General features: G+C 70.4%; 13 protein-coding genes. 8 read left to right on the forward strand and 5 right to left on the reverse strand.

From position 1 onward, the window contains the following. Window positions 1-248 precede the first annotated feature (248 nt). Window positions 249-1,466, reverse strand: a complete 1,218-nt coding sequence (locus tag GSF22_RS20380) for an NADP-dependent isocitrate dehydrogenase (protein WP_208815320.1) — start codon at window positions 1,464-1,466, stop codon at window positions 249-251. A 225-nt stretch (window positions 1,467-1,691) separates the two neighbouring features. On the opposite strand from GSF22_RS20380, the gene GSF22_RS20385 reads away from it, so the two are divergent. Continuing rightward, entirely contained in the window at window positions 1,692-2,519 is an 828-nt protein-coding gene (locus GSF22_RS20385) for an MBL fold metallo-hydrolase (protein WP_307804160.1), read from the forward strand. Window positions 2,520-2,629: 110 nt separating this feature from the next. On the opposite strand, the gene mdh is transcribed toward GSF22_RS20385, so the two are convergent. Next, entirely contained in the window at window positions 2,630-3,580 is a 951-nt protein-coding gene (gene mdh, locus GSF22_RS20390) for a malate dehydrogenase (protein WP_208815321.1), read from the reverse strand. Between the two features lie 171 nt (window positions 3,581-3,751). After that, a complete protein-coding gene (locus tag GSF22_RS20395) occupies window positions 3,752-4,612 on the reverse strand; it encodes a bifunctional methylenetetrahydrofolate dehydrogenase/methenyltetrahydrofolate cyclohydrolase (RefSeq protein WP_208815322.1) in 861 nt (286 codons plus the stop codon). A gap of 470 nt (window positions 4,613-5,082) precedes the next feature. On the opposite strand from GSF22_RS20395, the gene GSF22_RS20400 reads away from it, so the two are divergent. From GSF22_RS20400 to GSF22_RS20420, 5 genes are all read left to right on the forward strand, one after another. Further along, window positions 5,083-6,690: a peptide ABC transporter substrate-binding protein gene (locus tag GSF22_RS20400; protein ID WP_208815323.1), complete on the forward strand. Its 1,608-nt coding sequence runs from the start codon at window positions 5,083-5,085 to the stop codon at window positions 6,688-6,690. 78 nt (window positions 6,691-6,768) lie between these two features. Next, window positions 6,769-7,707: an ABC transporter permease gene (locus tag GSF22_RS20405; protein ID WP_208815324.1), complete on the forward strand. Its 939-nt coding sequence runs from the start codon at window positions 6,769-6,771 to the stop codon at window positions 7,705-7,707. Between the two features lie 2 nt (window positions 7,708-7,709). Next, window positions 7,710-8,666 carry an ABC transporter permease gene (locus GSF22_RS20410; RefSeq protein WP_208815325.1) on the forward strand — a complete coding sequence of 319 codons (957 nt, stop codon included), beginning with the start codon at window positions 7,710-7,712 and terminating at the stop codon, window positions 8,664-8,666. A 7-nt stretch (window positions 8,667-8,673) separates the two neighbouring features. After that, window positions 8,674-9,672 carry an ABC transporter ATP-binding protein gene (locus tag GSF22_RS20415; protein WP_208815326.1) on the forward strand — a complete coding sequence of 333 codons (999 nt, stop codon included), beginning with the start codon at window positions 8,674-8,676 and terminating at the stop codon, window positions 9,670-9,672. Next, a complete protein-coding gene (locus GSF22_RS20420) occupies window positions 9,653-10,687 on the forward strand; it encodes an ABC transporter ATP-binding protein (RefSeq protein WP_208815327.1) in 1,035 nt (344 codons plus the stop codon). The genes GSF22_RS20415 and GSF22_RS20420 overlap by 20 nt, the downstream gene beginning before the upstream one ends. A 127-nt stretch (window positions 10,688-10,814) precedes the next feature. On the opposite strand, the gene purH is transcribed toward GSF22_RS20420, so the two are convergent. Further along, the gene (gene purH / locus GSF22_RS20425; RefSeq protein ID WP_208815328.1) at window positions 10,815-12,383 is read right to left on the reverse strand and encodes a bifunctional phosphoribosylaminoimidazolecarboxamide formyltransferase/IMP cyclohydrolase; all 1,569 of its coding nucleotides are present in this window, start codon (window positions 12,381-12,383) and stop codon (window positions 10,815-10,817) included. Continuing rightward, complete coding sequence (gene purN / locus GSF22_RS20430) at window positions 12,380-13,000, reverse strand: phosphoribosylglycinamide formyltransferase (RefSeq protein WP_208815329.1); 621 nt, start codon at window positions 12,998-13,000, stop codon at window positions 12,380-12,382. The genes purH and purN overlap by 4 nt, the downstream gene beginning before the upstream one ends. Window positions 13,001-13,180: 180 nt before the next feature. Here purN and GSF22_RS20435 point away from each other — a divergent pair, with 180 nt between their 5' ends. Together GSF22_RS20435 and GSF22_RS20440 are read left to right on the forward strand one after the other, a co-directional pair. After that, a complete protein-coding gene (locus GSF22_RS20435; protein WP_307804161.1) occupies window positions 13,181-13,501 on the forward strand; it encodes a CD225/dispanin family protein in 321 nt (106 codons plus the stop codon). Between the two features lie 32 nt (window positions 13,502-13,533). Beyond that, window positions 13,534-14,118, forward strand: coding sequence for a DUF4190 domain-containing protein (locus GSF22_RS20440; protein WP_208815330.1), 585 nt, complete (start codon window positions 13,534-13,536; stop codon window positions 14,116-14,118). The last annotated feature ends 134 nt before the right edge of the window (window positions 14,119-14,252 follow it).

The raw sequence follows: 14,252 nt of genomic DNA on the forward strand, positions 1-14,252 counted from the left end.
GGGCGGCGAGGGTGCGGGGGGCCCGGGACAGGGCCCCCCGCAGGGAAGGGACGGCCGGCTGTGGCGACGACAGCCGTGGAAGGTCCGCCGGCAGGCGCCCGGTGACGGGCCGCCCGGCCACCTCCTCGCGGGACGCGACTGGCAACACGTCCACCCTGCTCAACGAGATCGGCGGCACCGGGCAACGGGCCACCACGCGGACAGGGCCCGCCGGTCGTCCGGCGGGCCCTGTCCGGGGTACGGCGTGATCAGGCGGCGAGCTGGCGCGCCAGGTTCTCGTCCAGCGCGTTCATGAACTCGTCCGTGGTCAGCCACGGCGCGTCGCGGGAGATCAGCAGCGCGAGGTCCTTGGTCATCTGACCGCCCTCGACGGTGTCGATGCAGACCTGCTCCAGCGTGTTGGCGAACTCGGTGACCGCCGGGGTGTTGTCCAGCTTGCCCCGGTGGGCCAGGCCACGGGTCCAGGCGAAGATCGAGGCGATCGGGTTGGTCGAGGTCTTCTCGCCCTTCTGCCACTGCCGGTAGTGCCGGGTGACCGTGCCGTGCGCGGCCTCCGCCTCGACGGTACGACCGTCCGGGGTCATCAGCACCGAGGTCATCAGGCCGAGCGAGCCGAAGCCCTGCGCGACGGTGTCCGACTGCACGTCACCGTCGTAGTTCTTGCAGGCCCAGACGAACCCGCCCTCCCACTTCAGCGCGGCGGCGACCATGTCGTCGATGAGCCGGTGCTCGTAGCTGATGCCGGCGGCCTCGAACTCGGCCTTGAACTCGTTCTCGAACACCTCGGCGAAGATGTCCTTGAAGCGGCCGTCGTACGCCTTCAAAATGGTGTTCTTCGTGGACAGGTAGACCGGGTAGCCCCGGTCGAGGCCGTACCGCATCGAGGCGCGGGCGAAGTCGCGGATCGACTCGTCGAAGTTGTACATGCCCATCGCGACGCCGCCGCCGGGGAAGTTGGCGACCTCCATCTCGATCGGGGCGCCGCCGTCGGTCGGGGTGTAGGTGATGGTGACCGTACCCGGACCCGGCACGACGAAGTCGGTGGCCTTGTACTGGTCGCCGTGGGCGTGCCGGCCGATGATGATCGGCTTCGTCCAGCCCGGCACCAGCCGCGGCACGTTGGACATGATGATCGGCTCGCGGAAGACGACGCCGCCGAGGATGTTACGGATGGTGCCGTTCGGCGACCGCCACATCTTCTTCAGGCCGAACTCCTCGACCCGGGCCTCGTCCGGGGTGATGGTCGCGCACTTGACGCCCACACCGTGCTGCTTGATGGCGTTGGCGGCATCGACGGTGACCTGGTCGTCAGTCTCGTCGCGGTACTGGATCGACAGGTCGTAGTAGTGCAGGTCGACGTCGAGGTAGGGCAGGATCAGCTGCTCTCGGATCTGCTTCCAGATGATCCGGGTCATCTCGTCGCCGTCGAGCTCTACGACCGGGTTGGTTACCTTGATCTTCGCCATCGGCCGGCGCTCCTCTCAGGGGACATGCTCAAGCAGTACGAGCGTACTGGAAGCGGCCGGCAGGCCCCACACTGACCGCCTCCGTACCGTCCGGTTGCCCACATTGCCACCTCCGCGCCGCCCCGGCAGTACCAACCGGCGACCCGACCGGCGACCCGACCGGCGACCCGACGCGGGCCGGGAAAGGACCTTGCCGGGCCGACGGGCCGCTGACACCCTCTACCGGTGCCGCTGATCCGACGGATGGACCGTGTCGAGCTGATCGCCCTGCTGGATGCGGTCGGCGTGTTCCCCGAACCGCGCGAGGTGGCGTTCCCCGGGGCGACCGACGAGCACTGGCGCGCGGCCGACCGGCGCGACCCGACCTCGGTGACCCCGGACGGCCGCTGGCACCTGGCGTTCCGGTGCTTCGCGTTGCGCCGGCCGGACGGTCGGACCATCCTGGTCGACGCGGGGATCGGGCCGGCCGGCGCACCGGCTGCCGACTGGGCACCGGTACCCGGACAGCTCCCCGCCGAACTCGCCGCCGCCGGCATCGACCCCGGTGACGTGGCCGCGGTCGTCCTCACCCACCTGCACACCGACCACATCGGCTGGGCGGTCACCGGCGAGCCGGGCCGCCCGTACTTCCGGAACGCCCGGTACCTGATGCAACAGGTGGAGATCGACCGGGTACGCCGGCAGGGCCGGCAGGGCCTCGGCGGACGGCTGCTCGATCCGCTGCTGGCCACCGGGCAGCTCCAGCCGGTCGACGGCACGGCCGACCTGGCGCCCGACCTCCGGTTGCTGCCGACCCCGGGGCACACGCCGGGACACCAGTCGGTCCTGCTCTCGACCCGGGACGGGACCGTGGCCGTCACCGGGGACCTGCTCACCCACACCGTCCAACTGGTCGAGCCGGCACTGACGTACGCGTACGAGGAGGACCCGGCGGCTGCCCGGGAGAGCCGGACCACCCTGCTCCGGACGCTGGCCGGGGCCGGGCCGGTGGTGCTGGCCACCCCGCACCTCGGGGAGCCCTTCGTCGCCCTGCCCACCGCTGCCCCGTCATGAACGCGGGCCGGACATGAACGCGGGCCGGACATGAACGCGGGCCGGACATGAACGCGGGCCGGGGCACCCGTCATGGTGACGGGTACCCCGGCCCGGGTGCGGCTCGGTGGTCAGAGGTTGGCGACGTCGCCCTGCTTGGCGCGTACCGCCTCGGCGGCCTCCTTGAGGCTGGCCAGCTCGTCCGCGTCCAGGTTGGTCTCGACGACCCGCTTGACGCCCCCGGCGCCGATCTCCGCCTCGACGCCCAGGTAGACGCCGGAGATGCCGTACTCGCCGTCCACCCAGGCGCAGACCGGCATGACCTCACCGGAGTCGGTGGCGACCGCCTTGGCCATCCGGGCGGCGGCGGCCGACGGCGCGTAGTACGCCGAACCGGTCTTCAGCAGCGCGACGACCTCGGCGCCGCCGTTGCGGGTCCGGACCACCAGTTCCTCGATCTTGTCCGCCGGCAGCACGTCCCGCAGCGGCTTGCCGTCGACGGTGCTCTGCGACGGGACCGGGACCATGGTGTCGCCGTGCGAACCGAGGGTGAGCGTGCGTACCGAGGCGACCGGTACGGCGAGCGTCTCGGCGACGAAGTTGGTGAACCGCGCGGTGTCCAGCATGCCGGCCTGGCCGAGCACCCGGTTCTTCGGGAACTGGGTGGCGATCTGCGCCAGCGCGGTCATCTCGTCGAGCGGGTTGGACACCACGATGACGACGGCGTTCGGGGCGTACTTGGCGACGTTCTCGGAGACCTGACGGACGATCTTGGCGTTGGTCTCCAGCAGGTCCATCCGGCTCATGCCCGGCTTACGGGGCAGACCGGCGGTGATCACCACGACGTCGGAGCCCTCGATGGCCTCGTAGCCCTCGCCGTTCGGGCCGGTGGTGGCGCCGACGACCTTGGTCTCGAAGCCCTCGATCGGGCGGGACTGGTTGAGGTCCAGGGCGAGACCTTCGGGCTTGCCCTCCACGATGTCGGTGATCACGACCGTGTCGAAGACGTCGTACTCGGCCAGGCGCTGCGCGGTGGTGGAGCCGTAGAAGCCGGCCCCGACGACAGTGACCTTTTTACCCATGGTCGTCCCACTCCCTGATGCCAGTCGGTTTTCCGGACCGTATCAGCCATGGTGGCACCGGACAGGCCAGGGGCGCCGAGGGTTGGGCAGATCACCCGACCGGGATGAAGGGGTTCCGGGCGGGTGCAATCCGCCGGCTGTCGCGGGCGCGTCGGCTCCCTGTCCCGGCGGTCAGCCGCGTTCGGCGCGCTCGACCACGTTGGCCAGGAGCATGGCCCGGGTCATCGGCCCGACACCACCCGGCATCGGTACGACCGCACCGGCCACCTCGGCGACGTCGGCGGCCACGTCACCGGTGTAACGCCCCTTGCCGTCGTCGCCGATCACCCGGGTGATGCCGACGTCCACCACCACCGCGCCCGGGTTGACCATGTCGGCGGTGAGCAGACCCGGTACGCCCGCCGCGACGATGACGATGTCGGCGGACCGGGTGTGCGAGGCGAGGTCCAGGGTGCCGGTGTGGCAGAGGGTCACGGTGGCGTTCTCGCTGCGCCGGGTGAGCAGCAGCCCCAGCGGCCGGCCGACCGTGTTGCCCCGGCCCACCACCGCGACCCGCGCGCCGCGCAGCGCGACGTCGTACCGGCGCAGCAGCTCCACGATGCCCCGGGGGGTGCAGGGCAGGGCGGCCTCGTACCCGAGCACGAGCCGGCCGAGGTTGACCGGGTGCAGGCCGTCGGCGTCCTTGTCCGGGTCGATGGACTCCAGCACCCGCTGCGTGTCGAGGTGCGCCGGGAGCGGCAACTGGACGATGTAGCCGTGACAGGCCGGATCGGCGTTCAGCTCGGCGATCACCTCGTCGACCTGCTGCTGGGTGGCGTCCGCCGGCAGCTCGCGACGGATCGAGGCGATGCCCACCTCGGCGCAGTCGCGGTGCTTGCCGTTGACGTACGCCTGCGAGCCGGGGTCCGTACCGACCAGGACCGTGCCGAGGCCGGGGACGACGCCCCGCTCCGCGAGCGCCTTGACCCGTACCCGCAGCTCGTCCTTGATCTCCGCTGCGGTCGCCTTGCCGTCCAGTACCGTCGCCGTCACCACCAGATCGTCTCATGCCGACCGACCCGGGCACGGAGTACCCGCATCGCCCGGACCCGGGGCACCTGCCGGGCACCGTCCGCCGTCTCTGGAGCCGAGGGTCAGATAACTCTGCGTGACGTGCGTTTAATCACCCAGGGTGACCGGTGGCACGGATCCCGGCGGTGTCACCGACCCGCGACCGGGCCACCGGTGACGCCGGGGGCGAATCCGGGCCCGGCGGCCGAAAGCGCGCGCGAGCACCCGGACCGATCGGTAACGGCATCCGCACGCGTCTTCCCACCAGCAGTTCCAGGAATCTGCTCTATCACCTTCGGGCCGTCGCCACCAACCCGCCGCCGCCGATCCGTTGCCAACCTGCAACCCGCAGGTGGCCGGCACCCCGGCCCACGACCTACCGTTGCCGATCGTTGCGCAGCGTCACCCAGCGTCGGGACCGACCGCGCAATGTGAGGATACGAGGAGGCATGATGCAGGTTCGTAGGCTCGCCGCCTGGACCGCCCTCCCGCTTGCGGTCACCCTGGGCCTGGCGGCCTGCGGTGGGAGCGGCGGCGGCACCGGTGAGAGCAACCCCGACGCGGCGGTCCGGATCGAGATCGCCGAGCCCCAGCACCTGGTGCCCACCAACACCAACGAGACCAGCGGCTCGCAGGTCCTGGCGGCGCTGTTCAGCCCGCTGGTCGACTACGACGCCGAGAACAAGCCGTACGAGGTCGCGGCCGAGTCGGTGACGTCGACCGACAACACCACCTGGACCGTCAAGCTCAAGCCGGGCTACACGTTCCACAACGGTGAGGCGGTCACCGCCGACAACTACCTCGACGCGTGGAACTACGGCGCGTACGGCCCGAACGGCCAGAACAGCAGTTACTTCTTCGAGAAGATCGCCGGGTACACCGACCTCCAGGCGGCCAGCGGCACCCCGAAGGCGAAGACGCTCAGCGGGCTGAAGAAGGTCGACGACCTGACCTTCACGGTCACCCTCTCCGAGCCGTACAGCGAGTTCAAGACGATGCTCGGGTACACCGCCTTCTACCCGCTGCCGAAGGCCGCGTTCTCCGCCCCGGGCGTCCTCGCCGAGGGCTACGAGCAGGCGCCGGTCGGTCAGGGCCCGTTCCGGATGAAGGGCACCTGGCAGCACGACGCCAAGGTCGAGGTCGAGAAGTACGACGCCTTCCCGGGTACGAAGCCGAAGGTGGCCGGAGTCGAGTTCCGGATCTACCAGCAGCCGACCGCCGCGTACGCGGACGTGCTCTCGGACAACCTGGACGTGATCAAGACGATCCCGACCGAGAACCTCTCCACCGCCGCGACCGACCTGGGCGACCGGTTCCAGCAGAGCCCGGCCTCCTCGCTCCAGGTGCTGGCCTTCCCGACGTTCCAGAAGGAGTTCAGCAACCCGGACGTGCGCAAGGCCATCTCGATGGCGATCGACCGGGACGAGATCACCAAGTCGATCTTCAAGGACTCGCAGCAGCCGGCCCGGTCGTTCGTGTCGCCGGTGGTCGCCGGGTACCGGGAGAACACCATCGGCGCGGCGGGCGAGTTCGACCCGGCCAAGGCCAAGGCGATGTACACCGCAGCCGGCGGTCCGGCGAAGATCGAACTGTCGTACAACGGCGACGGCGGGCACAAGGACTGGATCGACGCCACCTGCAACCAGCTCAAGGCCAACCTGGGCGTGGAGTGCGTCGGTAACGCCGAGCCGAAGTTCGCCGACCTGCTGACCAAACTGAAGGCGAAGGAGTCGGTGGGCCTGTTCCGGATGGGCTGGGTCATGGACTACCCGTCCATGGAGAACTACCTCGGCCCGCTGTACAGCAGCAACGGCTCGTCGAACTACTACGGCTACGCCAACCCGGAGTTCGACCAGCTCCTCGCCGAGGGCGCGAAGGCCGCGAACGAGGAAGCGGCGGTCAAGAAGTACCAGCAGGCGGAGGACCTCCTCGCCAAGGACCTGCCGGTGATCCCGCTGCGGTACGGCCAGAACAACTTCGGCCACTCGACCAAGGTCAAGAACGTGGAGATGGATCTCTTCGACCGGGTCGACCTGCTCAAGATCGAGGCCGTCAAGTAGTTGTTAAGAAGGGCCCCCTCCTATACCGAAAACGATAAGAGGGGGCCCTTCCTTGCATTTTCGGAGAGACTGCCTAGTATGTTCCGCTTCGTCGTGCGGCGCCTGCTCCAGATGGTCCTGGCCTTCTTCGGGACCACGCTGATCGTGTACGCGCTGATGTTCGCCGGTCAGGGTGACCCGATCCAGGCGCTCGCCGGCGAACGACCGGTCACCGAGGCCCAGCGGGCGTACCTGACCGAGAAGTACAACCTGGACCGGACCGGGGTGGGCGGGTTCTTCTACCGCTACTTCGACTACGTGGGCAACCTGCTCCGGGGTGACCTGGGCGAGTCGCTGACCGGCCGGTCGATCGGCGAGATCCTCACCACCGCCTGGCCGGTGACCCTGAAACTGGCGCTGATCGCGATGGCGGTCACCATCGTCGTCGGGGTCACCGCCGGCGTGGTCGCCGGCATGCGCCGGGCCAGTATCTTCGACAACTCGACCCTGCTGCTGACCCTGCTGGTGCTGGGCATCCCCACCATCGTGCTGGCCCCGCTGGCCCAGTACCTGCTCGGCGTGAAGTGGCAGGTCTTCCCGCCCACCGCCGGCGCCCAGCCCAGCCTGTACGCGCTGCTGCTGCCCGGCATCGTGCTCGGCTCGCTCTCGCTGGCCACCGCGCTGCGGCTGACCCGGACCTCGGTGGCGGAGAACCTGCGCGCCGACTACGTCCGGACCGCGAAGTCGAAGGGGCTGCTCCGGCGGCGGATCGTCAGCGTCCACGTGCTGCGCAACTCGCTCATCCCGGTGGTCACCTTCCTCGGCGTGGAACTGGGCAACCTGATGAGCGGCGCGATCATCACCGAGGGCGTGTTCAACATTCCGGGCGTGGGCTTCAACCTCTTCCGGGGCATCCGGACCGAGGACGGCCCCCTGGTGGTGGGCATCGTCAGCGTGCTGGTCGTGGTCTACCTGGTTGCCAACCTGCTGGTCGACGTCCTCTACGCCGTACTCGACCCGAGGATCCGCTATGAGTAGAGATGAGTGACTTCGAGACGGTCGCCGCGTCGGAGAACCAGGCCGCCCGGCGCGGGCCGTCCGGCGAACCGGGCGCCCCGAACCAGGTCGGCGTACCCGGGAAGGCCCGCAGTCTGGCCGGGGACGCCTGGCGCGACCTGCGCCGCAACCCCATCTTCTGGATCAGCCTGGCCCTGGTGGTCCTGGTCACCGCGATGGCGGCCGTCCCCGGCCTGTTCACCGGCAACGATCCCCGGGACTGCGCGCTCGCCCGGCAGCACGCCGGGCCGTCCGGCGCAGCGATCTTCGGGTACGACTTCCAGGGCTGCGACACCTACGCGCGCTCGGTCTACGGGGCCCGCGCGTCGCTGCTGGTCGGCGCCCTCTCGGCGCTGCTCACCGGGATCATCGCGCTGGTCGTCGGGATGGTCGCCGGCTATTTCGGCCGGTGGATCGACGCGGTGCTCTCCCGGGTGATCGACATCGTGCTCGGCATCCCCCTGCTGCTCGCCGCGATCGTGCTGCTCAAGCGGGTCAACAGCGACAGCTCCACGGTCCGGATCCTGGCGGTGGTCTTCGTCCTGGCCATCCTCGGCTGGACCACGGCGGCCCGGGTGGTCCGCTCGTCGGTGATCACCGCCAAGGGGCAGGACTACGTCGCGGCGGCCCGGATGCTCGGCGCCGGCGACGGCCGGATCATGTGGCGGCACATCCTGCCGAACTCGCTGGCCCCGGCGGTGGTGGTACTGACCATCGCACTCGGCTCGTTCATCGCCGCCGAGGCGACGCTCTCCTTCCTCGGCATCGGCCTGAAGGCGCCCACCATCTCCTGGGGCATCGACATCGACTCGGGCCGGGTGCACATGCGCGAGTCGGCGACGCCGCTGGTCGTACCGTCCACGTTCCTCGCCCTGACCGTGCTCGCCTTCATCATGCTCGGCGACGCGATCCGGGACGCCTTCGACCCGAAGCTGCGGTGATCAGACGATGGCAACGGCGCATCTGCTCGAAGTCGACGACCTGCACATCGAGTTCCGTACCCGGGACGGGGTGGCGAAGGTGATCAACGGGGTCAGTTACCACCTCGACCCGGGCGAGACGCTCGCCGTACTCGGCGAGTCGGGCTCCGGCAAGTCGGTGACCGCCCAGGCGATCATGGGCATCCTCGACATGCCACCTGCGGTGGTCACCGCCGGTGAGATCCGCTACCAGGGTCGGAACCTGCTCGCCCGGCCCGAGGAAGAGCGCCGGCAGGTACGCGGCCGGGAGATCGCGATGATCTTCCAGGATGCGCTCTCCGCGCTGAACCCGGTCTTCCCGGTCGGCTGGCAGATCGGTGAGACGCTGCGCCAGCGGGAGGGGCTGTCGCGTTCCGCCGCCCGGAACCGGGCCGTGGAGCTGATGGACCTGGTCCGCATCCCGGCCGCCCGGGAGCGGGTCGGCGACTACCCGCACCAGTTCTCCGGCGGGATGCGGCAACGGGTCATGATCGCGATGGCCCTGGCGATGAACCCGAAGGTGCTGATCGCCGACGAGCCGACCACCGCCCTCGACGTCACCGTCCAGGCCCAGATCATGGATCTCCTCGCCGACCTGCGCCGGGACCTGGACATGGCGATGATCCTGATCACCCACGACCTGGGGGTGGTCGCCGGGGTCGCGGACCGGATCGCGGTCATGTACGCCGGCCGGATCGTCGAGCACGCCGACGTCCGGTCGCTGTACCGGGCGCCGGCCCACCCGTACACGAAGGGGTTGCTGGAGTCGATCCCGCGCCTGGACGTACGCGGCCAGGAACTGGCCACGATCCGGGGCCTGCCGCCGAACCTGATGCGGATCCCGTCCGGTTGCCCGTTCCACCCTCGCTGCCCGTACGCCCAGCAGGTCTGCGTCGACGTGGTCCCGCACGATCTGGCACTGGACGACGGCCGGACCAGTGCCTGCCACTTCGCCCAGGAGGTACGCGATGCCAGCGCCCGCCGCTGACCGGACGAAGGTGCGGGGGGAGACCATCCTCTCCGTCGACCATCTGGTCAAGCACTTCCCGATCACCCAGGGGGTGCTGCTGCGCAAGCAGGTCGGCGCGGTACGGGCGGTGGACGGGGTCAGTTTCGAGCTGCGTCGGGGCGAGACGCTGGGCGTGGTCGGCGAGTCCGGCTGCGGCAAGTCGACCCTGGCCCGGCTGCTCATGCGCCTGGAGACACCGACCGCCGGCCGGGCCACCCTGCACGGGCGTGACCTGTTCCGGGCGTCCGGCGCCGAACTGCGTCGACTGCGCCGCAACATGCAGATGGTGATGCAGGACCCGTACACCTCGCTGAACCCGAGGATGACGGTCGGCGACATCGTCGGTGAGCCGTTCGAGATCCACCCGGACGCCGCGCCGCGCGGGTCGCGGGCCGGCCGGGTACAGGAGCTGCTGGAGGTGGTCGGGCTCAACCCGGAGCACATCAACCGGTACCCGCACCAGTTCTCCGGTGGTCAGCGGCAGCGCATCGGCATCGCCCGGGCGCTCGCCCTGCGCCCGGAGATCATCGTCTGCGACGAGCCGGTCTCCGCGCTGGACGTCTCCATCCAGGCCCAGGTGATCAACCTGCTGGAGCAGCTCCAGGACGAGTTCGGGCTCTCCTACGTCTTCATCGCCCACGACCTGTCGGTGGTGCGGCACATCTCGGACCGGGTGGCGGTGATGTACCTCGGGAAGATCGTGGAGATCGGTACCGAGGACGAGATCTACGAGCGGGCCACCCACCCGTACACCCAGGCCCTGCTGTCGGCGGTACCGGTGCCGGACCCGGAGGTACGCGACCAGCGGAACATCATCCGGCTCACCGGGGACGTACCCTCCCCCGCCGATCCGCCCTCGGGCTGTCGGTTCCGGACCCGGTGCTGGAAGGCGCAGGAGATCTGCGCCACCCAGGAACCGCATGCCGTGCTCCGGGCCGCCGACCCGCACCCGTCGGCCTGTCACTTCGCCGAGGTGGCACCCCGGCTGAGCTGAACAGCCGCCCCGGGTCGCGCGATCATGGAGTTGTGGTGCCCCACAGAAGGGGCTAAACGGGGCTGAACGCCCACCACAACTCCATGATCGACACCAGGTGGCAACGGCGTCGGTCGACGCGAACGGGTCAGTGGAAGAAGTGCCGGGTACCGGTGAGGTACATGGTCACCCCGGCGGCCTGGGCGGCGGCGACGACCTCCTCGTCGCGTACCGAACCACCGGGCTGGACCACCGCGCGCACCCCGGCGTCGAGGAGCACCTGGAGCCCGTCGGCGAACGGGAAGAACGCGTCCGAGGCGGCCACCGAACCCCGGGCCCGGTCGGCGCCGGCCCGGTTCACCGCCAGGTGCGCCGAGTCCACCCGGTTCACCTGGCCCATCCCGACACCCACCGTGGCACCGGCGCTGGCCAGCAGGATCGCGTTGCTCTTCACCGCGCGGACCGCCCGCCAGGCGAAGGCGAGGTCGGCCAGGACGTCGTCGGAGGCCGCCTCGCCGGCCACCAGCCGCCAGGTCGCCGGGTCGTCGCCGCTGGCGTCGATCCGGTCGGCCCGCTGGACCAGCACCCCGCCGCCGACCTGCCGCCACTCCACCGGCAGCGGCGCCCAGGCCGGGGCCTTCAACAGTCGGATGTTCTTCTTCACCGCGAGTACGTCGACCGCGCCCGGCTCGTAGTCCGGCGCCACGACCACCTCGGTGAAGATCTCCGCCACCTGCTCGGCGAGCGCCACCGACACCGGCCGGTTCACCGCGATGACCCCGCCGAACGCGGAGACCGGGTCACAGGCGTGCGCCCGGCGGTGCGCCTCGGCCACGTCGGCGCCGACCGCGATGCCGCACGGGTTGGCGTGCTTGATGATCGCCACCGCCGGCTGGTCGGGGAAGTCGTTCGCCGCCCGCCAGGCCGCGTCCGCGTCGACGTAGTTGTTGTAGGACATCTCCTTGCCGTGCAGCTGCTCGGCCTGGGCCAGCCCGGCCGGCGCCGCCGGGTCGGTGTAGAGGGCCGCCTGCTGGTGCGGGTTCTCCCCGTAGCGCAGCGTCCTCGTCGCCCGCAGGGCGAGCCCGGCGAACGCCGGCCAGTCCTGCTCCGCCGGCGCCAGCTGCACCGCGCACCACTCGGCGACCGCCACGTCGTACTCGGCGATGTCGGCGAACGCGCGGGCCGCGAGGGCCCGACGCTGCGCCAGGGTGAACCCGCCGCCGTCGAGGGCGGCGTGCACCAGCGGGTACGCCCCCACGGCGGTGACCACGGCGACCGAGGCATGGTTCTTCGCGGCGGCCCGGACCATCGCCGGCCCACCGATGTCGATCTGCTCGACGCACTCGTCGAGGCCCGCGCCGGAGGCGACCGTGGCCTGGAACGGGTAGAGGTTCGAGACCAGCAGGTCGAACGGCTGCACGCCCAGCTCGTCGAGCTGGCTGACGTGCGAGTCCTGCCGCAGGTCGGCGAGGAGACCGGCGTGCACCTTCGGGTGCAGGGTCTTGACCCGGCCGTCCAGGCACTCGGGGAAGCCGGTCACCGACTCGACCGGGGTGACCGGGACGCCCGCCTCGGCGATCCTGGTCGCGGTGCTGCCGGTCGAGACGATCTCCACCCCGGCGGCGTGCAGGGCCTGGGCCAGCTCGACCAGCCCGGTCTTGTCGTAGACGCTGATCAGGGCGCGCCGGATGGGGCGCCGGCCGTCGGTGGAACTCACGGGATGGTGACCTTTCTGCCGGTGATCGTCCAACCTTCGCGGACCAGCCGGCCGACCTGCTCGACGAGCTGGCGCCGCTCCGCTTCCTTGATGCGTTCGGTGAGGGTCTCCACGTCGTCGTCGTCGCACACCGGTACCGCGACCTGCGCGACGATCGGGCCGGTGTCCATGCCGGCGTCGACGAAGAAGAGCGTCGCCCCGGTCACCTTGACCCCGTAGGCCAGCGCGTCCCGGGGACCGTGGATGCCGGGGAACGCCGGCAGCAGCGTGTTGTGCGTGTTCAGGTAGCGGTCCCCGAAGGCGCCCAGGAACCGTGGCCCGACCAGCTTGAGGAACCCGGCCGAGACGACCAGGTCCGGTTGGTGGGCGGCGACGTGCGCGGTGAGCGAGGCGTCCCAGTCCTCGCGGGTGGGGTGGTCGGCGATCCGGTCGACGAAGGTGGGCACCCCCGCCGCCGCGGCCCGGTCGAGGCCGGCGATGCCGTCCCGGTCGGCGCCGACGGCGACGATCCGGGCGCCGTACGCCGGATCGGCCGTGGCGTCGAGCAACGCCTGGAGGTTGCTCCCGGAACCGGAGATGAGGACGACGACGCGGGCGACGGACGCAGGCTCGGTCACGTCAGCACCCTATCGGGCAGCCCACCTGGGCCGACCGTCGGGCGGCCGGCGCGGTCCGGAGTTCGGACATGGCACATCGGATGCCCCATGAAGGTCGCACCCACCAGGTAGGCTCCCGTCGCTCAGGCCACGACCGCAGCACCTCAGACCTGCGGATCGTGGTACGACGCTCAGCACAGTGTGACGATCAAGGAGTCCATCCCCATGCAGCCCGGTTACCAAGGCCAGCCGCCGCAACAGATCGATAACAACATGACGATGTCGATCGTCGCCATCTTCCTGTTCTGGCCGCTCGCCATCCCCGCCATCATCAACGCCTCCAAGGTCAAGCCGCTCATGGAGCAGGGCGACTACGCGGGCGCCCAGGCCGCCCTCGCCGCTTCGAAGAAGTGGTCCAAGCTGGCCCTGATCGTCGGTATCGCCTGGTACGTCATCGCCCTGCTGTGCTGCGTACTGGGTGGGGTTGCCGGAATCATGGGTGGCAGCACCACCACCTACTGACCGTCTGTCTCACCACCGAGGAGCAACCCGACATGCAGCCCGGTAACCCCGGCCAGGACCCGTACGGTCAGCAGCCGTACCAGGATCCGACCGCACCGCAGTACCAGGATCCGTACGCTGCGCCGCCTACGGCACCGTACGGGCAGCAGCCGAGCTACGGGCAGCAGCCGACCTCGGGACAGCCGTACGGCCAGCAACCCGAGTACGGCCAGCAGCCGGGTTACGGGCAGCAGCCCACGTCGGGGCAGCCGTACGGTCAGCAGTACCCGGACCCGTACGCCCAGCAGCAGCCGTACGGCGCGGCGCCGGGCTACCCGGCGGGCGGCTACGGCGCCCCCGCCGGCGGGCAGAACAACACCCTCGGCCTGATCGCGATGATCACCGGCATCGTGTCGATCGTGCTGGGGCTCTGCTGCCCGCTGCTCGGCGTCCCCGCCGGTGTGGCGGGCGTCGTGCTCGGCGTGCTCGGCGGCAAGAAGGTCGCCGAGGGCGTCGCCAACAACCCCGGTCAGGCCAAGGCGGGTCTGATCTGCGGCGCGGTCGGCGCGGTCATCGGTGTCGCGAACGCCATCCTCAGCGTGGTGCTCAACATCGGTGGCGGCTACAACTTCTCCTGACCGCCCACCGCATGAGACAGGGCGCCCCGGGTCACCGGGGCGCCCTGTCTCATGCGCTGAGGGTCGGACACAGCTCCGGGGTCGGCCCCGGACCCCCCGAGGGCTGGACTCAACTCCGGGGGGCCGGGCCGGGG

The organism is Micromonospora echinofusca (assembly GCF_017614955.1).
GTDB classification, from domain to species: Bacteria; Actinomycetota; Actinomycetes; order Mycobacteriales; family Micromonosporaceae; genus Micromonospora; species Micromonospora echinofusca_A.